The 20,826-nt window shown below is 64.6% G+C and carries 18 protein-coding genes and 3 pseudogenes; 15 read left to right on the top strand and 6 right to left on the bottom strand.

Annotation, left to right across the window (positions count from 1 at the left end; translation table 11 throughout):
• A partial coding sequence (locus QM682_RS13935; RefSeq protein ID WP_415130746.1) for a transposase occupies positions 1–187 on the bottom strand: 187 nt, incomplete at its 3' end.
• A 305-nt stretch (positions 188–492) separates the two neighbouring features.
• Between QM682_RS13935 and QM682_RS13930 the strand changes: the two genes are divergently transcribed.
• Positions 493–3,291, top strand: a complete 2,799-nt coding sequence (locus QM682_RS13930; RefSeq protein WP_415130744.1) for an AMP-binding protein — start codon at positions 493–495, stop codon at positions 3,289–3,291.
• Here QM682_RS13930 and QM682_RS13925 read toward each other — a convergent pair.
• The 3 genes and pseudogenes from QM682_RS13925 to QM682_RS13915 form a co-directional block, all read right to left on the bottom strand.
• Entirely contained in the window at positions 3,264–4,034 is a 771-nt protein-coding gene (locus tag QM682_RS13925; protein WP_415130742.1) for an SDR family NAD(P)-dependent oxidoreductase, read from the bottom strand. The two genes, QM682_RS13930 and QM682_RS13925, sit on opposite strands and share 28 nt — an antisense overlap.
• 104 nt (positions 4,035–4,138) lie before the next feature.
• Positions 4,139–4,264 (bottom strand): annotated as a pseudogene (locus QM682_RS13920) (IS3 family transposase); the annotation flags it as partial.
• Positions 4,263–4,596 (bottom strand): annotated as a pseudogene (locus QM682_RS13915) (transposase); the annotation flags it as partial. The pseudogenes QM682_RS13915 and QM682_RS13920, both read right to left, overlap by 2 nt.
• 243 nt (positions 4,597–4,839) lie before the next feature.
• Here QM682_RS13915 and QM682_RS13910 point away from each other — a divergent pair.
• The 8 genes and pseudogenes from QM682_RS13910 to QM682_RS13875 all read left to right on the top strand — a co-directional run bounded on the left by QM682_RS13910 (position 4,840) and on the right by QM682_RS13875 (position 12,240).
• Positions 4,840–5,811 (top strand): LysR family transcriptional regulator, encoded by a 972-nt coding sequence (locus QM682_RS13910; protein ID WP_415130740.1) that lies wholly within the window; start codon positions 4,840–4,842, stop codon positions 5,809–5,811.
• Between the two features lie 134 nt (positions 5,812–5,945).
• Positions 5,946–6,779 carry a creatininase family protein gene (locus tag QM682_RS13905; RefSeq protein ID WP_415130738.1) on the top strand — a complete coding sequence of 278 codons (834 nt, stop codon included), beginning with the start codon at positions 5,946–5,948 and terminating at the stop codon, positions 6,777–6,779.
• Between the two features lie 20 nt (positions 6,780–6,799).
• A pseudogene (locus QM682_RS13900) lies at positions 6,800–7,230 on the top strand (ABC transporter ATP-binding protein); the annotation flags it as partial.
• Positions 7,231–7,845, top strand: coding sequence for an ABC transporter ATP-binding protein (locus QM682_RS13895; protein WP_415130754.1), 615 nt, complete (start codon positions 7,231–7,233; stop codon positions 7,843–7,845).
• A 24-nt stretch (positions 7,846–7,869) separates the two neighbouring features.
• The gene (locus tag QM682_RS13890; RefSeq protein WP_415130736.1) at positions 7,870–8,919 is read left to right on the top strand and encodes an ABC transporter substrate-binding protein; all 1,050 of its coding nucleotides are present in this window, start codon (positions 7,870–7,872) and stop codon (positions 8,917–8,919) included.
• On the top strand, positions 8,916–10,610 hold the full coding sequence (locus QM682_RS13885; RefSeq protein WP_415130734.1) for an ABC transporter permease subunit: 1,695 nt from the start codon (positions 8,916–8,918) through the stop codon (positions 10,608–10,610). Before QM682_RS13890 ends, QM682_RS13885 begins: the two co-directional genes overlap by 4 nt.
• A gap of 22 nt (positions 10,611–10,632) precedes the next feature.
• A complete protein-coding gene (locus QM682_RS13880) occupies positions 10,633–11,022 on the top strand; it encodes a RidA family protein (protein WP_415130732.1) in 390 nt (129 codons plus the stop codon).
• Positions 11,023–11,304: 282 nt separating this feature from the next.
• Positions 11,305–12,240, top strand: a complete 936-nt coding sequence (locus tag QM682_RS13875) for a LysR family transcriptional regulator (protein ID WP_415130730.1) — start codon at positions 11,305–11,307, stop codon at positions 12,238–12,240.
• 24 nt (positions 12,241–12,264) lie between these two features.
• Here QM682_RS13875 and QM682_RS13870 read toward each other — a convergent pair whose 3' ends face one another.
• A complete protein-coding gene (locus tag QM682_RS13870) occupies positions 12,265–13,356 on the bottom strand; it encodes a hypothetical protein (protein WP_415130728.1) in 1,092 nt (363 codons plus the stop codon).
• A gap of 17 nt (positions 13,357–13,373) precedes the next feature.
• Positions 13,374–14,465, bottom strand: a complete 1,092-nt coding sequence (locus tag QM682_RS13865; protein ID WP_415130726.1) for a hypothetical protein — start codon at positions 14,463–14,465, stop codon at positions 13,374–13,376.
• Between the two features lie 374 nt (positions 14,466–14,839).
• On the opposite strand from QM682_RS13865, the gene QM682_RS13860 reads away from it, so the two are divergent.
• From QM682_RS13860 to QM682_RS13835, 6 genes are all read left to right on the top strand, one after another.
• Entirely contained in the window at positions 14,840–15,982 is a 1,143-nt protein-coding gene (locus QM682_RS13860; protein ID WP_415130724.1) for an ABC transporter substrate-binding protein, read from the top strand.
• A 216-nt stretch (positions 15,983–16,198) separates the two neighbouring features.
• On the top strand, positions 16,199–17,074 hold the full coding sequence (locus tag QM682_RS13855; RefSeq protein ID WP_415130722.1) for an ABC transporter permease: 876 nt from the start codon (positions 16,199–16,201) through the stop codon (positions 17,072–17,074).
• The gene (locus QM682_RS13850) at positions 17,071–17,925 is read left to right on the top strand and encodes an ABC transporter permease (protein WP_415130720.1); all 855 of its coding nucleotides are present in this window, start codon (positions 17,071–17,073) and stop codon (positions 17,923–17,925) included. The genes QM682_RS13855 and QM682_RS13850 overlap by 4 nt, the downstream gene beginning before the upstream one ends.
• A 10-nt stretch (positions 17,926–17,935) precedes the next feature.
• Positions 17,936–19,018 carry an ABC transporter ATP-binding protein gene (locus QM682_RS13845; RefSeq protein WP_415130718.1) on the top strand — a complete coding sequence of 361 codons (1,083 nt, stop codon included), beginning with the start codon at positions 17,936–17,938 and terminating at the stop codon, positions 19,016–19,018.
• A gap of 33 nt (positions 19,019–19,051) precedes the next feature.
• Positions 19,052–19,855 (top strand): HpcH/HpaI aldolase family protein, encoded by an 804-nt coding sequence (locus tag QM682_RS13840; RefSeq protein ID WP_415130716.1) that lies wholly within the window; start codon positions 19,052–19,054, stop codon positions 19,853–19,855.
• A 316-nt stretch (positions 19,856–20,171) separates the two neighbouring features.
• Positions 20,172–20,594: a hypothetical protein gene (locus tag QM682_RS13835; RefSeq protein WP_415130714.1), complete on the top strand. Its 423-nt coding sequence runs from the start codon at positions 20,172–20,174 to the stop codon at positions 20,592–20,594.
• The last annotated feature ends 232 nt before the right edge of the window (positions 20,595–20,826 follow it).

Raw genomic sequence — 20,826 nt, 5'->3', positions numbered from 1 at the left:
CTTTCCGCGCCAGCGTCCGCCACGACGAAACATGGTTCGCGCACACCCCGTGCCGGCGCGCCACTTCGTTCACCGTTGCGTCCGGCAGCAGCGTTGCCGCAACAATCCGCGCCTTCACCTCATCCGGCCACTTCCGGTTCCGGCGGCTTCGGCCACCAGCCGGGAGAACCTCCAATGCGGCCTCCATGGAGAAACTCCGTCCTGAACATCACAACGCTCCAATGAGCCGATCAGGACAAAGGCGGGAAGGGGGAGGCCAGGAAACGCTTACGGCAGGGTAAGGTTGGGCAGACTCTACATCACAGCGAGGCAACTGCCGGGGGGCAGCTCAAGAAGAGTGCAAAAAATGGGAGGCTTCAATGCCCCTTCAATGTTTTTGCGCTGCTGCAAATATCTCTGTCACACCATGTAAGAATTCGTGTCACGCTACATTGACCTTTTTGTCCATTCCAGCGAGCAGGTTTGGATTTTTCAATTCAGATCGGCGCTGCCATGTCCCATGCCTATCACTCTCTGGCCGATGAGCTTGCGGCGGCTTTGCCCCGGTATGCGGATCGCGTCGCCCTGCGCGACCGGGCGCGCGTGCTGAGCTATGCGGAACTTGGTGCTTTCGTCGCCGCTGCCGCACAGCGGCTGGCTTCAGAGCGGGCAGTCGCCGTTTACGGCGTGCCGGGCGTGCTTTTTGGCGCTGCGGCCAGCGCCTGCGTCATTCTGGGAAAACCCTTTGTTCATCTGGACCCGGCGATGCCGGCGTCGGTTCTGGGCAATATCCTGACCGAGCTTGGCATTGACCTGGTGCTGGCCTCGCAAGTCCCGAAGCCGGGCCAGTTGCCCGAAGGCTGCCGCCTGCTGGATGCCGAAGAGCTTCTGGGCGGAAATGCCGATCCGTCGCTGCGGGCCGGCACGGTCCAGCCGCAGGATGCGATCTATCTGGTGGCGACCTCGGGAACGACGGGGCGGCCGAAATGCATCCCAGTCACCCATGATGCGGCGCTGCTTTCCTATCACTGGCGCGAGACGCTGGCGCCCTATGAGCCGGGGATGAAGGTCGGCGTCTATATCTTCGCGATCTGGGAGATGTTTCGCCCGCTGCGTTTCGGCGCCGAGATTTGCTTTCCTACATTGGAAGAACTGCTGTCTCCGCAGGGTTTTACCGCCTTTCTGGCCGATTTCGGCATTCAGGAAATGCTATTCACGCCGTCATTTCTGGAAAAGATCCTGGGTCCCGTCGATGCCGCGATCAGCGCCACCCTGCCACTCGAACGGATCATCCTGAACGGAGAGGTGGTCAGCGACGCCCTGATCGCCCAGATCCGCGCCAAGCTGCCGCAGGCGCGACTGTGGAACCTGTATAGCATCTGCGAGACACATGACATCTGTATGTCCGAACTGACCGGCCCCAAGACTGGCCCGACGGGGTCGCAGGTCGGTGTGACCGTCGGCAAGGCCATGCCGCATTTGCGCGCAATCGTGCTGGACGATCACGACCAGCCTTGCCCACCCGGCATCCCCGGCCTTCTGCATTTCGAAGGCCCGCGCATGCTGGGCCCGGGTTATGTCGACCGCCCCGAGGAAACGGCGCGTCGCTTTCGCGCGCTGGTGATCGACGGCCAGCCGATGCGACTTTACGACACCGGAGATCAAGGCTGCGTGGCAGCAGACGGCCAGATCACGGTGCTGGGCCGTGTTGCCCATATGCTTAAACTGCGCGGCCATAGCGTGCAGACCGCCGAGCTGACCCAGACCATGTCCGGGCTGATGGATGTCGCAAAGGCGATCCCTTGGGTGGTGCAGACCCCCGGCGGCGATCAGGCGCTGGTGCTGTATTTCACTGCCGATGCGGCGCAGATGGCGGGCAATGCCGACCGCTGGAATGTTGTTCCGGGCCAGCAGCGCCTGCCCGAAACCTTGGCCCGGGCGCTGCGCGCGGTGCTGCCCGCCTATTGTGTGCCCTCGTATCTGGTGCATTTGGCGGATATCCCGATCCACGAAGTTTCGGGCAAGTGCGATTTCAAGTCACTGCCGCCGATCACGCTGACCGCGCTGACCGAGGATGATCCGGATGCGCCTGCGGTGTTGCGCCTCGCCGCCCGCATCCTGCATTGCGCCAGCGCCGAACTTGATCCCGACCGATCTTTCCACGATCACGGCGGCGACTCGTTGATGTGCGTCGATCTGATCGAGGCACTGGAGGCTGGCTATGGCCGTCCGGTGGATTTTGAATGGGCGCTGAACCTGCCGCTTGCGCGCCTGCATGCGCTGCTGAGCGCGCCGCAATCCGGGGCGAATGGTTTGATCGTTGACGGTCCGGGTCTGCTGCTGACGGGCGCGACGGGCTTTCTGGGCGGGCATGTTCTGGCGGCGGCGCTGGCGCATCTGCCTGCGGATCAGGTGGTCTATGCCCTTGTGCGTCCGCGAAACCGCGATGCGCAGGACCGTCTGGCGGATGTGATCGCGCGCTTTGGTCTGCCTGCCAACCGGGTCGTTGCCTTGCCCGGCTCCATCGACGCGCCGCATCTGGGTCTGCCGGACGAGGTTTATGCCAGTCTCTGCAAGCATGTGGACCGGGTGATCCATTGCGCAGCCACGGTGAACCTTGCCGTGGACCGCGCCCATATGGAGGCATGGTCGCGCAAGGGCATCCGCGCCATTCTGGACTTCTGCCACCAAGCCGCGGCGGATCTGCGCTTTTCTTCAACCTCGGCGGTGTTTCCCGAAACTGGTGGTCCCTGGCACGAGGGGCCGACGGCGTTGTTTGACGACTGTTCAGGCTATGGTGCGGCCAAAATCGCGGCCGAGACCGAAATCGTGGCCTCGGGCATTCCGGCGGCGATCCTGCGGCTGCCTTCGCTTTACGATCTTGAGGCCGCGAACCCGCGCGACATCTGTGAAAACATCCTGACCGCCAGCAGCCAGATGGGCCGCATACCTCAGGGCCTGTGTTTTCCGATCAGCGATGTGCGCGCGGCAGCGGCGCTGCTGGTTGAGCTGCCAAGGCCGAAAGGCGTGTCATGGCTGAACCTGATCGCGGATGATCCGCTGGTCGTGGATGACGGGACGCGCGCCAGCCTGCCGCCACAGGACTGGCTGGATCGGGCCGCGCTGGAGGAAGGCATGCGCCGTCTGATCGCCCTTGATCCTCTGATCCTGCGCGCCGATGCGCGCTTCCAGAACACCGCCGCCAAGGCTGCGTGGCAGCAGATCAAAGGCACGCCTTTTGCGCAGATTTGCGACGGCGGGGCATTGTTGGCCCGCCGTCTGGATCACCAGACGGTTCCCGCGTTGACCTGATAGTCGGCCATGGTCAATGGCCGCGCGGCCTCGCTGGTCAGATAGGCGACCAGTTCCGCTACCTCGTCGGGCTGGACCAGTTTGCCCTGCGGGTTCGACGCCTCGTATTTTGCCCGGACCTTGGCCATAGGCGTGCCCTCGGCGACCTCGGCGTCGATGAATTGCTTCAGCATCTCGGTCTCGACCCAGGTTGGGCTGATGCTGTTGCAGGTGACGCCATGCGGCGCGCCTTCCAGCGCCACGCAGCGGCCAAGCCCCAGCAGCCCGGCTTTCGATGCGCAATAGGCTGCATTCCCGACCATGCCCTGATGCGCCGCTGTCGAAGCAATATTGACGATCCGCCCCCATTTTTGCGCAATCATGCCCGGCATCACCTCGCGGATCATCTTGAAGCTGCCTGTCAGATTGGTGTCGATGGTGTCGTCCCAGATCTGATCCGAATGCCCGATAATCGGGGCCTCTTCATAGACGCCGGCAGCATTCACAAGGATATCGACCTGGCCATGGCGCGCAAGCACCTCTCCGACAAAGGCATGGCAACTTGCGCTGTCGCGCACGTCCAGCCGCGCAAAGGTGATGCGCTGGCCGAATTGGGCGATCAGATCGCCCGTCAGATCCTCGGGCGCGCCACGCCTTGCGCCGATGCAGACATAGGCGCCGTCGCGCGCCAGCCGCGCTGCAATAGCCCTTCCCATGCCGGTCAGCCCGCCGGTGATGATGGTGATCTTGCCCTGGTGCTGCATGGCCGCGCCTTTCCGTTTTACGTTGGATCCGTCCCTCGCACGAACAAACCCGCAAGGTCCAGCACCGCGGTGACTGAGTTGCTGGCGGTTTTGTGGACAGCAGGTTAAGCTGGCATAGTGCGGGCCTCGACCTCCATTGGGCTGAGGTATCCCGGTTTCGAGTGCCTCCTGCGCCGGTTGTCGAAGCGCTCGATGTAATCGAAGATGTCGGCCCGCGCTTCATTGCGAGTCGCTGGCCTTGAAACTCGTCTCGATTGCCGTGACGAGCTTGGCGTCATGGATCTCGCGGGTGCTGGTCGGACGGCTGAGCCAGGCGTGAAATCCAGAACGGGACACAGCCAGGACCTCGCACAGCCATCTGACGGGCCAGATGTGGCGGTGCTTGGCGATGAAGGCGAACCTCATATCACCTCGCGGTGGCTGTCAGTTCCCGCATCCACCGCCGCAGCACGCTCTCCGCCACATCAAGCTCACGCGCAGCCTGCGCCACAGCGACACCCCGATCCGTCACCTGCCTGGCGGCCTCGATCTGGAACTCACGGCTGAACTGCCGTCTCGTCATATCCACTCTCCAGTTCCTGGGTCACGATCTTATCTGCCTGTCCTCAAAACCGGCAGCAGGCCAGAATTCCACACAAGCTTGAACGGCGCCGAAAAAGCAGCCTAATCAGTGAGCCGGAAACTCTCCGGGAAACACGGGGCGGGGCACCTTACGGCGATGCCGCCCGTAGCGTAGAGAAAGCCGGTGGGCGCCCGGCCCTTGTGGCGATGGCGATCTGTCCCGCCTGCGCAAAACGAGAAGCACATGCCCGAACCCGAAGTGGAAGCCGCGCTTGACATCAAGCTTATCCGCACCACGCTGATGCTGCTGAAGGAACGCTCGGTCAGCCGCGTGGCGTTGCAACTGTCGCAAAGCCAGCCGGCCGTCTCGGCCCAGCTTAAGCGGGCGCGCCGGATATTCAACGATCAGCTTCTGGTGCGGCACGGGCAGGGCATGGTGCTGACCGCGCGAGGAGAAGAGGTGGCGCGCAATCTTGAACGTGCGCATGCGGCCCTGCTGGTCGCGATCAGCGGCGGCGAAGCCTTCGTGCCTGGTCAGTCCCGCAAGATATTCCGTATCAGCATGCTGAGTTGCTTTTCCGAATATCTGGTGCCGGCCATCTCTCATCACGTCGTGCTTCAGGCGCCGCAGGCGCGGGTCGATTTCTCGACGCCGCATTCGATCGAGCAGATCTCGCGCGATCTGGGAACCGGCTATCTGGACATCGTGATCGGCAACTGGCCCGAGCCGCCGGCGCATCTGCGGTTCTCGCAGCTATGCAGCTTTTCCTTTGGCTGCGTCATGCCGGCCGATCATCCGCTGGCCACGGATCCGATCACGGCGGAACGTTATGTCACCTGCCGCCATCTGGCGCCCGATACCTCTTATGACGGCGCGATGGGGCCGGTGGGTGGGAGGCTGGCGCAACTGGGGCTGAAGCGGTCCGTCTATGTCCGGCTGACGGATTATCAGCATATCCCCGCGCTGTTGCGGGGCACGGATCTGCTTTTCACCACCGTCATGCCCTATGCGATGGATCTGGCGCGCCGAAGCAGCGGCGCGCTGGTCTGCCGCCCGGCACCGCCCGAATTCGCGCGGGTCAGCCTTTACATGCTGTGGCATGACCGCAATCAGGCGAATGGCGAGCATATGTGGCTGCGCGACGGAATCCGTGCCGCGAATGCCCAGATGTTACGCTATTTCGCCCGCGTTCTGCCAGACTTCAAACGCTTATAACGTCAGCCATATGCCATTCGCCTGATTATAACTGTTCATTTATATATTCCATAACGCCACCCCCGATGGTTGCGGCCCGAATTCTTCCTTATGGATGACACGACCCTGCGGGGACGAAGCGGAAGGGACTCGGGATGGCTAGGAAATCGCATTGGTGGTGGGATCACACCGCACGCGACTTTGCGGCGATGGACATGTCGAAGGTCGTGGCGGTGCTGCCGGTCGGCGCGGTGGAACAGCACGGGCCGCATCTTCCCGTCCGGGTCGATGCGGCGATCAATGCCGGGGTGATGGAGCGCGTCGTCCACCGCCTGTCCGACGACATGCCGGTTCTGGTGCTGCCGCCGCAGCATGTCGGGAAGTCGGTCGAGCATCTGCGCTTTCCCGGCACGCTGACACTGTCTTACGAGACGCTGGCGCGGGTCTGGTATGAGATTGGCGAATCCGTCCACCGGGCGGGGGTGCGCAAGCTTGTGCTGGCCAACAGTCACGGCGGGCAGGTGACGGTGATGGAGATCGTGGCGCGCGAACTGCGGGTCAAGCTGGGCATGTTCGTCGTCTGCGCGCCGGTCACCGCCGGGGCGGACCTGTCGGCGCTGTTTTCGGCCGAGGAGATGCGCCATGGCATCCATGCCGGGGAATACGAGACCTCGGCCATGCTGGCGCTGCACGGGTCGCTTTGCGACATGGACCTGGCCCCGGACGCCCTTTCCATCTCGCAACGGATCGAGTCGGAGGGCGGCTGTGTGCTTCCGATCCATGGCCGGCTGACCTTTGGCTGGATGGCGCAGGATCTGCACCCCAGCGGCGTTGCCGGCAATGCCGCCGCCGCGGATGCGGCGCGGGGCGAAAGGGCGCTGGATCTTGCGGCGGATAGCTTCGTGCGCCTTCTGAACGAGGTGGTGGACTATCCGATGGACCGCCTGTCCGAGACGACGATCTATACCGGCGGCGATCGGCAAGCCTGAACCGGCCAAAGGATGACGTGATGCAGGATCGCAAATATCTCGTGCTGGATGCGGTGACCGCGCGCTATGACGGCCAGGTGGCCGTGGATGCCCTGACGCTGGAGATCGCCAAGGGCGAACTCGTCACCTTCCTCGGTCCCTCGGGCTGCGGCAAGACGACGACGCTGCGGATGATCGCGGGCTTTGTCCAGCCGGGCGAGGGGCGGATCCACCTTGGCCGCAGGGACATCACCGATCTTCCCACCTATCGTCGCAATATCGGCATGGTGTTTCAAAGCTATGCGCTTTTTCCCCATCTTACCGCTCTTGACAATGTGGGCTACGGGCTGCGGATGCGGCGCATGGGGCGGGCCGAATGGCGCGAACGCGCCCGGATCGCACTTGATCTGGTGGGGCTGGGCGCCTTTGCGGACCGCTATCCCGCGGCGATGTCGGGGGCCAGCAGCAGCGCGTGGCGTTGGCCCGCGCGCTGGTGATCGAACCCGAGGTGCTGCTTCTGGACGAGCCGCTTTCCAACCTCGACGCCAATCTGCGCGCCGAGATGAGAAATGAGATCAGGCAATTGCAGAAGCGCCTCGGCATCACCACGATCTTCGTCACCCATGACCAGCAAGAGGCGCTGGCGGTCTCCGACCGCATCGTGGTCATGAATGCCGGCCGGATCGCCGAGACGGGCACGCCGCTTGCGCTTTGCGATGCGCCGCATTCGCCCTTCACCGCGAGCTTCCTTGGCGCGCGCTCGGTGATCGAGGGGCGGAGCCGCGCGGCCGTCTTCGAGGCCGAGGGCCTGCGCGTCGTGCCGGCCCCGCCCGGGGCGGTGGCGGCGGTGCTTCGCGCCTCGCGTCTGCGGCTGCGTCCCGCCGGCCAGCCGTTTTCCGAAGGCGGGCTCGATCTTTGCGGCGTCATCACCTCGCGCGTCTATGTCGGCGAGACTTTCGAACTGACCGTGGACACCGCCGCCGGCCCCGTCAATGTCGCCGTTCCCTCGCACGAGATCACGCCAGAGCCCGGCGTGACGGTGCGCATCGTGGCGCTGGACGGCGGCGTCAGCTTCATCACTGCTTGATCCTATCCAACAGGAGTCCCGGCCATGACCCTTACCCGTCGCTCGTTTCACCGCCTGATGGCGGGCAGCGCCGCAGCCCTTGCCGCGCCTTTGCATTTCACCCGCGCCGCAAATGCCCAGCCCAAGCCCGGCGACGAACTGGTGGTGGGCATCTGGGGCGGCGATCAGGAAAAGATCGTCCGGGAATATTGCGAAAAGCCGCTGGTCGAGAAATACGGCTGCAAGGTCAGCTATGTCCTTGGCGGCACGCCCGAACGGCGGGCGCGGGCCTATGCCGAGCGTGGCCGGCCAAGCTTCGATGTCATCTACCTCAATATCTACGAAAGCCGCCAGGCGGTGAAGGACCGCGTGACCCAGGCGCCGACAGAGGCCGTGCCGCAATTCGCGCATCTTTATCCGCCGGCCAGACTGGGCGGCTATGGCGTGGCCTTCAATCCCTGCACGATCGTTTACGACAAGCGCAAGGCCAGCGCGCCGGTCACCTCGTGGAAGGATCTGTGGAACCCGGAATGGAAGGGCCGCATCGCCTGGCCGACCGGGCTTGGCGCCGAGGGGCTGGCCGCGCTGATGATGACCGGCAAGGCGTTCGGCCGGAGCGAGCGGGATTTCGACAAGATCGTGGAAAAGGTCAAGGAACTGAAGCCCTTCGCCGCGCTTCAGGGCTCGCAGACCCAGCTTTACGACATGTTCGATCAGGGCATTGCCGACATCTCGGTGGAATTCGCAAGCTTCACCCGGAAATACCAGGAAAGCCGCAACCCGAATATCGAGATCGCCCGGCCGGTCGAAGGTCAGGCGCTGACCATGAACGTGGCCTGCATCACCGAGGGCACGCGCAACCAGCTTCTGGCCGAGGAATGGATCAACCTGCACCTTTCCGCGCCCTGCATGCTGGCCTATGCCGAGCGGACCTATTATTCGCCCACCGTGTCGAACGTGACCGTGCCGGCGGCGCTGGCGCCTAAGCTGGTGCTGGGCGACGAGGTTGCCTCGCTTGTCGATTTCGACTGGGATTACATCAACGCCAACCGCCCGAAATGGCAAAACATCTTCGACCGAGAGATCGCGGGATGATCCGCAGGCATCTGGGGCCGGCGCTTTCCGCGCCGGTTACGCTGTGGCTGCTTTTGGCCTTTGCCGCGCCGATGGCGGTCGTGCTGGTCCTGTCGCTGCGTGATACGACAGATCCCTTCGCGCCGCTTTGGGGGCCTTTGTCGCTGTCGCTTTTTCGCGGCGTGCTGACGGATCGCTTCTATCTCGGCGTGATCGCCGAGACGGTGCTGCTTGGGGTGGGCGTCACGCTGCTTTCGGCCGCTCTGGCATATCCGCTGGCCTGGTGGCTGGCGCGTCTGCCGGTGAAATGGCGGCCGGTGGGGTTCGCGGTGATCCTGATCCCGATCCTTACCAATGTCGTGGTGCGTTCGCTGGGCATCATGCTGCTTCTTTCGCCCAAGGGGCTCATCAACAACGCGCTTTCGTTTCTGGGGCTTCCGACCTTTGATCACATGCTGTTCACTCATGGCGCGGTGATGGTGGGGCTGGCGCAGGTCTTCATGCCATTCATGGTGCTGGCGCTATACGACAGCCTGCAAAGCACCTCGGCCCGCGTGCATGAGGCCGCCGACAGCCTTGGCGCCTCGCCCACGCTGCGTTTTCTGACGGTGGATCTGCCGCTTTCGCTGCCCGGACTGCGCTCGGGGATGATCATCGTCTTCCTGATGAGCATCACCGCCTATGTCTCGGCCACGCTTCTGGGCGGCAAGCAGGTCTGGACGGTCGGCATGCTTATCGCGCAGGAGGCGATCCAGAACCTGAACGCGCCGCTGGCCGCGGTGCTGGCCATCCTTCTGACGGCGGTGGGCATCGGGGCGGGCCTGCTTCTTTCCGTCGCCATGGCGCGGCTCATGCCATGGCGGGCCGGGCGCATGGGTCGCCCCTTCGCGCTGCCGCCCGCGCCGGTGGTCTGGCTTCTGGACCGGGCCGGGCCGCTTGTCGCGCGGCTTTTCCTTGCCGGTGCGCTGGTCCTGCTGATCCTGCCGCTGGTGCTGGTGGTGGTCCAATCCTTCAACGATGTGCCTATCGCCACGGCGGCGGGGTTTCGCGGCTTTACCCTGCACTGGTATCGCGAGGTGCTTTTCTCGGGCAGCTATGGCGCGTCGCTTTGGATCTCGGTCCAGCTTGCGCTTTGCGCTGCGGCGGTCGCGCTGGTGCTGGCGCTGCCGGCGGCCTTCGCGCTGGCGCGCTATCCGTTTGCCGGCCGCTCGGCGCTGATGGCCTTCTGGCTGCTGCCGCTGTCGCTTCCCTCCATCGCGCTCGGCGTTGGGATGCTGCGGCTCTTGCAGCTTTATATCTGGCTGCCGCCGTTCCTTGCCATGGTCATGGTGCATAGCGTGGTGATCCTGCCCTTCGTGCTGACGCTTCTGCTTTCCTCGGTCCTGTCGCTGGACCGCAGCCTTGAGGAAGCCGCGGATACGCTGGGCGCGGGGCCGGTGCGCAAATTCCTGTCGGTGACGCTGCCCGCGCTGTCTCCGGGGATCTTCGCTGCCACGCTGGTCGGGTTCCTGAATTCCTTCGGCGAAGTCACGGTGACCTCGTTCCTGACATCGCCGCGTGTCATCACGCTGCCCGTCCGCATCTATTCCGAGGCCGCATTCGTGCTGGAACCCACCGCGCATGCGATCTCGGCGCTGCTGATCGCGCTTACCTGCGCGGCGCTCGTGGTGCTTGGGCGGTTCATTCGGCTGGATCGGGTCTATGCCCGCTGACCCTGGGGAACGGAGTCCCGCCATGCGCCCGCTTTCGCCCGCCGCCCTGCGCCCGCCCTTCGGCAATTACTCCCACGGGATCGAGGTGGCCGCGCCCCGGAGGCTCGTCGTGACCTCGGGGCAGCTCGGCATCGGGCCGGATGATGTCGCGCCCCCGGATGTCGCCGCGCAGGCGCGTCTTTGCTTTGCCAATTGCACGGCGATCCTTGCCGAGGCGGGCCTGACGCCTGCGGATGTGATCCGCGTCAGCGCCTATCTGACCCGCCGCGAGGACTTTGCCGCCTATATGGCCGAACGGGACGCATGGCTTGGCGCGGCCCCGGTGAAGCCCGCCTCGACACTTCTGATCGTGACGGGCTTTACCCGGCCGGAATTCCTGGTCGAGGTCGAGGTGATGGCCTGCGGCCGATAGCGCGATGCGGTTTCGATGTTCCTGTCGTGGCATCACGACCATGGCGCCCAAGGACGGTCGAGGCGCAGCAGCCAGCATCGCCGGCAAGGAAGGCGTCCAGCCCGTGCCGGCTTCACAATGCGAGGGGCGTGCCCCCGGCCGGCTACGGCAATGCGGGCTTTTGCGGTTATCTTCGCCAAGGTCGGGGCATCTTTGGCAGCTTTAAATCGGGGCGCTTTCGGAATAGCGTCGGCAGGTGGCAGGCCGTGTCTGCGACGAGAAGGCTCTGGCGGGATTCATGATATGGCGGAACGGTTCACTCTCGCGCAGTTGCGGTGCTTCGTCGCCGTGGCCGAGACGCTGAATTTCCGGCAGGCGGCGGCGGATCTCAACATGACCCAGCCGCCGCTGACCCGGCAGATCCAGGCGCTGGAGCGGGCGGTGGGCGCGCCGCTGCTGGACCGTTCGGGCAAGCGGGTGGAACTGACGCCCGCCGGCCATGTCCTGCTGGAGGACGCGATGCGGATCCTGGGCGACATCGCCCATATCCGCACCCGCGTCCGCGAGGCGGCGGCCACCGGCCACCGCACGCTGGCGGTAAGCTATCTCGACTCGTGCGAGCCCGACGTGCTGCCTACCGCGTTGAACCTGTTCCGCCAGCGCCAGCCCGACGTGCATGTGCATCTTGAGGTCCACAGTTCCTTCGAGGCCGAGGACAGGTTGCTGGGCGGCAATGTGGACGTGGCTTTCCTGCGGCCGCCGGTGCGCTCCGCCGAGGTCGACCTGACGCTGATCCGCAAGGAATCGCTCGTCGCGGTTCTGCCGGTCGATCATCCGCTGGCCGGTCGCCCGATCGGCCTGATCGAGTTGAAGGACGAGGAGTTCATCGGCTTTTCCCCCACCATGGATGCCAGCATCCGCTCCGCGATGATGCATGCCTGCGTGGCGGCGGGGTTCATCCCGCATTACACGCACAAGACGACAAGCATCCCCATGCTGATGAGCATGATCGCCGAGGGTGTGGGGATATCGCTGCTGTCGAGCGCCTCGGCGCGGGTGCGGCGCGCGAATGTGGTCTATTCGCCGATCCGCGACCGCTGGGCGACCGCCGTGCTGGCCTGCGGCGTTCTGCGCGAGCGGACGACGCCCCAGGCCCTCGCCTTCATCGAAGCCGCGCGCGAGGCGGCGCAGGGGCTGCCGATGGTGGACGAACCGGATGAAGCGGAGCGCCCCGGATAGTCCGGCGCGCTCCCTGGACCGCGATCAGATCCCGGCGATATAGGCGGCGCGGAACCCGATGGCCGGGCTGCGCCGGTCGCGGTCGCCGTTACCGGACAGGAAGAACACCCCGCCCGCCATGCGCGAATGCTGGGCACCGCCCCGGTTCATGATCTTCTCCTGGGCGGTGTTGTTGAAGAACATCGAGGCGCCGTTGTAATCGCCGCCCTCATAGGGAAACAGCGCCAGCGCCTTGAGAAAGTCCGGGATCGCGACCCCTTCCGCCGCCACGATCTCGTTCATGGCGCCGAATCGCGGGTTGGTGTCCGGGTTGGTGATCGTGGTGTTGAACACGATATGGCCATTGCCGCTGATGCCGGCGCTGGACTGCTTGTCGCTGCGGTCCCCGGTCTCGCAATAGTCGTATTTCAGCGTGCCCTGGCTGCCGGGATCGACCAGCGTTCCGTCCGGCAGGACCGCGCGCCAGACCGGCGAATCGACGCCCATGTCCAGCGGCAGCGCGGCATCGTTGTCGGGGATGATCTGCAATTCTCCGCGCACGGTGCGGACGCCGGAGATCAGCTCGACCACGTTGCCGTTCAGGTCGCGGATGCCGCCCGGTTCGTTATTGTGGCTCCAATGCTGGGGGCCGGTGCCGGTCAGCACATGCGCGCGGCGGCCCTGGTCGTCGTAGCTGCTGGGGATGGCCTCATAGACCCGATCCACCTCGGCCTTGCCCAGCCAGTTGTTCCCCTCGGGGAAGAAACCGTTCTTCTGGCACCACAGCCCGATGGCCGCCCATTCGGCATTGGTCATCATATGCCAGCCCTTGCCCTTGGCGGTGCAGGCGGCCAGCGCCTCGTCATAGGTCATCATCCCGGCCGGATCGACGCCGGGCAGCGACTGCGCCACGCCCTCGGTGATGACGTTCTGGTATTTCGAGATCCAGATTTCCGGCACGACCTTGCCGTTCACCACGAAGGCCGGATGCGGCTCGGCCGGCGCGCCGTCCACCACCTGGTCCAGGGTAAAGAACGGGATGCGCACCATGATCGAGACCCCGCCGGTCTCGTCCAGCATGGCCTCGTTATTGGCGGCCACCGATTTCAGGATCAGGTTCAATTCGTCGATATTCATTTTCGTCGTCTTTCCGATCAGTTGGCGGCCGGGGGGATATAGGCCGCGCGAAAGCCCATCATGAAGGCGCTGAGATCGCGCGCCGGGCAGAGGTAAAGCGCGAAGACCCCGCAGCGGGATTGCCGGTTCCAGTGGCTGCCGCGCATGCAGATACGCTCGCCCAGGGTCTTGACATAGAAGTAGTTCAGCGCGTGATCGCCGTCGTCGGCCGGGAACAGCGCCAGCGCGGTCAGCCGCTCGGGCGCGGTCAGGCCGGGGGCGGTGCGGGCGGTCTCGAAGGTGTTGCCCCTGGTGGCCTCGGACGGCTCGGCGATGGCCTGCACCAGCGTCACCCGGTCGTCGAGATAATCCAGCTTGAGGCTGCCTGGGGCGCCCGGTGCCACCAGTTCCCCGCCTGGACCCACCGCGCGCCACAGGGGCGAGGTCGGGCTTTGATCCACATGGCCCGCCGCGTCGTTGTCGGCGATGATGTTGATCTCGCCGTCCATCAGCCGGCAGCCGCCCAGCCATTCGGCGACATTGCCGTTCAGGTCCCAGATGCCGTCGATGGCGCCGTTATGGCTCCAGGTCACGGGGCCGGTGCCGGTGCGCACGGCGGCGACATCGCCGCCTTCGCCCCAGCCGACCTCGCGCTGCGCGGGGCGGCCGAATTCGTCCTCATGCGCCTCATAGGTGGCGGGGGCGGCCTGGCGCACCGTCTCGCGCCAGTCCTTGCCGAAATCGTTGTTGCCGCGCGGCATGTAGCCGTTCCTGCGGCACCACAGCGCGATGGCCGCCCATTCGGCGGCGGTCATCAGGTGCCAGCCCTCGCCCTTGGCCTCGCAGGCGGCGCGGGCCTGCTCGAAGTCGATATGCACGCCGGGCGGCTGGTCGGGCAGGGAATAGGCCAGCCCGTCGCGCACCACGTTCTGGAACTTGGAGATCCAGATCTCCGGCACTGGCTTGCCGTTCACGATGAAGGCGGGATGAATGTCGTCGCTTCCGCCCTCGATGACATCGCAGATGCGGAACCGCGGGATGCGGACCATGACCGATGGGGCGCCGGTCTTGTCCCTGGCCAGGACGTTGGAAGGCGCAAGCGCCTGCAACGCAAGTTCGGGCGTCGTCATGATGGATTCTCCTGAGTGATGCGGGTCCTGAAAGGGCGGCCGGTCCTGGTCCGGGCGAAAGGCGTGAGGGTGCTTGTCCGAACCCTTCCGTTTTTCGTCCGATCGCCGTCCGGGACGAAGAAAGCAGAGCGGATTTCCTTCGTCCAATGCCACTTTGGGCAATGGTTGATACCCTGCGCCGATGCTTCGGGCAGGATTGCGGGAAGGGTATCAACCGTTGTCAAACCAGTATTAGACAAGGGGTCGGGGGCTGTGCTGTCCTGATGTCATCCCGGTATGTCACCGCAATGAAAAACCATGGTTCCCGGCCCGGATGCTGCCTGCATTCACATCGGACGGCATGCCCAATCACAGCCAACAGGAAGGACAGCCCCATGCCCCAGACAGCGATGCGCCCGATGCGCCTGATGCGCTCGGCCACGACAGTCGCCGCCGCCATGGCCTTCTCGGCCGTTGGCCTGACCATGGCGCAGGCCCAGGACGGCAGAACCACCTGCTATCCCGGCACCCCCGATGCGCCGCTAGAGGATACGGTGATCGTCAACACCACCGGCGGCACCATCACCGACGCGTTGCAGGAAGCGTTCTGGGACGATTTCGAGAAAGAATGCGGCGTCAGGGTCGAACGCTTCGACATGACCGCGCGCACCTTCACGCAGTTGCAGCAGTTCGCCGGGCAGACCACCGCGCCTTTCGACATGGGCAACACCTACCTGCCCGAGGAATTCCAGCAGGGGGTGGATGCCGGGCTGTTTTACAAGCTGCCCCAGGGCTTCTTCGACGATGTGAAGGACGAACTGCTGCCCGGCTCGTATAACGAATACGGCGTCTGGGCCTATGTGGTCGTGCGCCTGATGATCACCAATACCGAGATGCTGCCCGACGGCCTGCCCGACTGGGCCGCCTTCTTCGACGGCAAGGCTTTTCCCGGCCCGCGCGCGATCCAGGACATCCCGCGCACGGCGATCACCGTGGCGCTGCTGGCCAAGGGCTACAAGGCGGATGAAATCTATCCGATGAGCGTCGAGAAGATGGACGAGGCGTTCGAGGTTCTCGACAGACTGAAGCCCTATATCCGCACCCTGACCACCAAGTCGGACCAGCCCGTGCAGGGCGTCGCGGCGGGCGATTTCGCGGCCTCCTATGCCAATACCGCGCGCACGATCCCAGCCATCGAGGACGGCCTGCCCGTCGCCATCAACTGGGACGCGGGCGGCGACGTGCTGAATTATTACTTCTACGTCATCAAGAACGCCGCCCATCCCCGCGCCGCGATGGCCCTGATCCACTACCAGCAGGACGCTAAGCGGCAGGCGCGGTTTTTCGAACTGTTCGGCTATTCGGCCAGCAACGCCAAGGTGACCGATTTCCTGTCGCCCAAGGATGTCGATGAGGTGAACAACGCCGTGAAGCTGTTCACCGACACCGCCGAGGCACAGAACTGGTGGGTCGTGAACAACGCCGAAGTCATGAAGCGATGGGAGGCATGGAAGGCCGCCGGTGGCTTTGGCGGCTGACAGGCTGACAGGCGGGCTGACAGGCGGGCAGGCCCCCGGCCATATCCCGAACGGCGCGGCCCCATCGTAACGGAAGATGGCGCGGACCCTTCCGCGCCGCCTTTCCGGTCCCTCTAGCACCGGATAGAGGATGGCCGGTCGCAACCTTGTCGACGCATCCGGCCGCGCTTGCGGCCGGGCGCCATGGCGCAACCTGCACATGATAGGAAAAATGGGATGATCCAGCGCGGCAAGCTCGCCCTGATGCTCAGTGCCATCGTTCTGGTCGGGGTGTTCTTCATCCTGCCTTTGGGCATGGCCTTCTACCAGTCGCTGAAGCTTGATGGCGCATGGTCGTTGCGCAACTATGCCGACCTTTTCACGGTGCCGTTCTCGCGCTCGATCTGGACCACGCTGTCGATTTCGGTGGCCACCACCGTCATCACCATCCTGGTCTCGATCCCGGCATGCAACTTCGTGGCCAGCAAGGGAGGGCGCTTCGGCAGCATCTTCTTTGCCGGCATGGCGCTGGCCTTCACGCTGTCGATCCTGACCCGCACGCTGGCCTGGCAGATCCTGCTGGCCCGCAATGGTTTCGTGAACACGCTGCTGATGCAGGCGGGCCTGACCGAAAAGCCGCTGGATCTGCTTTATACCCGTGGCGCGGTGCTGGTGGCCATGGTGCAGGTATTCATCCCCTATGCGGCCATGGTGCTTTACGCCGGGATGCGCGGCATCGACCGCAGCCTGATCATGGCCAGCCGGACACTGGGCGCCAGCGCGATGCAGACCTTCTGGCATGCCTACTGGCCGCAGTTCAAGGGCAGCCTGGTGCTGGCGGTGATGATCGTCTTTGCCGGCTGTGTCGGCTCGTTCGTGGTGCCCTCGGTGCTGGGCGGGCCGGACGATACGATGTTCGGCCAGTTGATGAACAACGCACTGGTCAACGACAGCGTGAACGGCGCGGGCCGGGCCTCGGCGGCGGGGGTGCTGATGATGCTGTTCCTGACCGTGGTGCTGCTGATCGGCCTGCGCATCATCGGAACCTCGCCCACCAACGCCTCGCCGCTGATGGCGGGCGGGCGGCGCAGCGCGACGGAGGATGCGGCATGAGACGCGGGACCCGGCTTTTCAAGACCGCCCTGAACTACATCTACGCGACGCTGTTTCTGTCGTTCCTGCTGTTCCCGCTGGTGGTCGTGGTGCCCGCCAGCTTTTCCGAGGGGCGGATCCTGAACTTTCCGCCCAAGGGCTTCACCCTCGACTGGTTCGAGAAGCTGTTCACCAACCGCGGCTGGAGCGACTCGTTCTTTCTGTCCTTGCAGGTGGCGGGGCTGGCGGCACTGGTCACCGTGGTCTGCGCGATGATGCTGGGGCTGGCGCAATACCGCTATTCGAAGCTGGGGCAGGGCATGTGGGTCACCGCCATGCTGCCGATGTTCGTCCCGAACATCATCGTCGCCACCGGCCTTTTCACCATCCTGCTGAACCTTGAGCGGCTGGGAAATCCGGTGGTGCTGTCGCTGGCCGATGCCACCGCCGCGCTGCCCTTGGCCGTGGCGCTGATGATGGACAGCTTCGGCAGGCTCAGCCCCAACCTGTGGTTCGCCGCCAGTTCACTGGGCGCAAAGCCGACCACGGTGCTGCGCCGGGTGCTGATGCCCGAGATCATGGTGCCGATGCTGTCGGCGATGGTCCTGTCCTTTGCCCATGCTTTCGACGAGGTGACCTTCGCCGTCTTCATCGGGGTCGGCAATTCGCAGGTCCTGCCGGCGCGGATGTATTCCTACATGATCTACCAGGTGGACCCGATCCTGCCCGCCGTCGGCACGGTGCTGTTCACCGTCGCCATCCTCTGCACGCTGCTGGTTCCGCTGATCCGCGCCGTCCAGAGAGCCGTCCTTTCCGCCCAGCGTCGCCGCACCCAGCGCGACATGGCCCATACGCAGCCAACCGGCCAGTGAGGTAAGACCAATGACCGCTTCCAGACCGGCCATCGAACTCGACAACGTGACCATCAAGTATGGCACGCATGTCGCGGTCAAGGGGGTTTCCCTGACCGTGGGGCAGGGCGAGTTCGTGACCCTGCTCGGCCCCTCGGGTTCGGGCAAGACGACCCTGCTGAACCTGGTGGCGGGCGCCTTCGCCCCGGCGTCCGGCAAGGTGTTCATCCAGGGCAAGGATGTGTCCTTTGCCCCCACCCATACCCGCAACATCGGCATGGTGTTCCAAAGCTATACGCTGTTTCCCAGCAAGACCGTGGCCCGGAACGTGGCCTTTCCCTTGCAGATCAGGGGTGAAAGCGCCCAACGCTGCGACGCGCGGGTGGCCGAGGCGCTGAAGACCGTGCGTCTTCTGGAACATGCCGACAAGCTGCCCGCCCAGATTTCCGGCGGGCAGGCGCAGCGGGTGGCGCTGGCCCGCGCCATCGTGTTCGAGCCCGACATCCTGCTGTTCGACGAACCTTTGGGCGCGCTGGACCGCGCGCTGCGCAAGGATCTGCAACGCGAGATCCGCCGCATCCAGCAAAACATCAACGTCCCCGCCCTTTACGTCACCCACGACCAGGAAGAGGCGATGAGCATGTCCGACCGGATCGTGCTGTTCCGCGATGGGCTGATCGTGCAGCAAGGCTCCCCGCGCGAGGTCTATGAGACGCCTCGCAGCGTCTGGGCCGCCACCTTCCTGGGCGAGGCCAATGTCTGGCCCCTGACCCGCGTGCTGGAAGACAGGAACGGCACCCTTACGGCCGAGAGCGAGGGCTTTCGTTTCACCTTTGCCCCCGGCTTCGACAGTGGGCTGCGCGAAGGGGCCTGGATCATCAGCCGCCCCGAGGATTGCCGGCTTTCCCCCGAGCCTCTGGCCGATGGCTCCAGCTATCCCGCCCGCATCGTCGGGCTGGAATATCTGGGCGCGATGCAAAGCGTCACCGTGGCGCTGGACGGCGGCCCGACCCTGACCGCGATCACCACCGGACGCGGCCAGCGGCTTGCACCCGGCGACGTGGTTCATTGCTCGTGGCGGCCCGGCAGCCATTCCATCGTTCCGCGCGACTAAGCCGCGCCCCCGACCCAAGCAAAGGAGTTATCCATGTCCGCCATTCCCCCGCGTGTCACGCCCGTCGGCCGCCCCAACCGCATGAAGCGCATGATCGAGGCCGGCGAGGTCCCGCTGGGCGTGCTGCTGTCCGCGCCTTCGCCCCGCGTGGTCGAGATGTGCGCCCTTGCCGGGGCCGATTTCATCATCGCCGACACCGAGCATCACCCCTTCGACTGGGACAGCCTGGAAAACATCGTCCGCGCCTGCGAGGCCACGGGCATCACGCCGGGCGTGCGCACCATGGGCCTGGATGGCCCGACGATCTGCCGGCTGCTGGATATCGGCTACCAATACCTTACCGTGCCCAATGTCGAGACCGGGGCCCAGGCGCAGGCATTGGTGGACGCCGCCTTCTATCCGCCGATGGGCAAACGCGGCGTGGACCTGACCCGCTTTTCGGGCTTCGGCCTTGGCATGTCGGCGCGCGACTACCTACCCATCGCCAATGACGAGGTGCTGATCGGCCTGTCCATCGAATCCGTCACCGGGCTGGAGAATGTCGAGGCCATTGCCGCGCTGCCCGCCATCCGGATGATGGGCGTCGGCCCCACGGATCTTTCCACCTCGATGGGGCTGGCGGGCGATCACCATCACCCGGACGTGCTGGCCGCCGCCGAAAAGATCCACGCCATCGGGTTGAAGCACGGTAAGATCTTCGGGGGCACACCGCTTAGCCAGGACGAGATCCCCGCGCTGATCGAGGGCGGCGCGCAATACATCTCGATGAGCCTGTCGCGCATCATCGGCGCCCAGATCCGCGGCCTGGCCGGTGCCATCCGCGCCGCCACCGGATGAGCGATGGGGGGCTTTCGCCGTCGTAGCGGGCGGGCCGCGCGGGGATCGGTCACGCCCTTCGGATTCTCGATGGCGTTGGCCGCAACGTCAATGGCCCCGATCATCACCCTCTTGCCGCGCGGGAGTCCGCTCAGATCCATCGGAATATGCGATTTATGGTATTGCAGAGAAACCAGATCGGTATCGAGCGCCTGAATTCCGGGAAAATTCACTGGATGCTTACGCCATTGTGCAGCCAGGTTTTCTTACAGCCTATATTGATCTTGATCCCATAGCCGTAGCAAACTTCGGTCGCCGTCCCACATTTAAATATTCGATGGATCTTCCCAAGACGAAAATGCCTCAAGCGTTCGTCCTATCAGGGGACATGTTGAAGACAGGTTCGTCGAACTGGATCATATCGACCTTGCCTGCTGGCCATGCGGCGTCGCGTGTGATCTTTTCACCCGCTCTGCCACAGGGTCGCATTTTCGGCAGGAAGCCAGGATCATCAAGCAAAAACAATTTATTATCTAAACCCTGCACCGCTCTCAATGCGCTGCATGGCAAGCGCGGGGCCATGCCCGATGCCCATTTCCGTGCGTGCCATGATTGCCATTTTGTCCGGGCCGGGGCTGGCCGCAAATACGAAAAAGCCGACCGCGAAGAAAAGGAGCGTGATGGGGCCCATCGGAAATATCCTCTGCCGGTGATGCCGTTCGGGCCGATCTGCGCGGCCCTTGCATTGCAGGCCGAATGACAGCGGGGACGGCGGTAAAGGGCCGAATGCTGTCAAACAGGTCGGGGCGCAGGATCGCGCGGCTGCGAGGCGACGGCACCTCGCCGCTGCCGATATCGGGGGTGACGACCGGAAGGAAAGCCGTCGGCGTCGAATCGGGACGCCATGTCGTGATGCGCTGTGATCGGCCAGGCCCCGTCGATTTTCCCGAAGGTGAACAGGTGGCGCGAGAGGGCTTGCGGCGGTCCCGTTG

Source organism: Paracoccus sp. (in: a-proteobacteria) (assembly GCF_047605025.1).
GTDB lineage: Bacteria > Pseudomonadota > Alphaproteobacteria > Rhodobacterales > Rhodobacteraceae > Paracoccus.
This window is presented reverse-complemented; position numbering and strand designations above follow the sequence as displayed.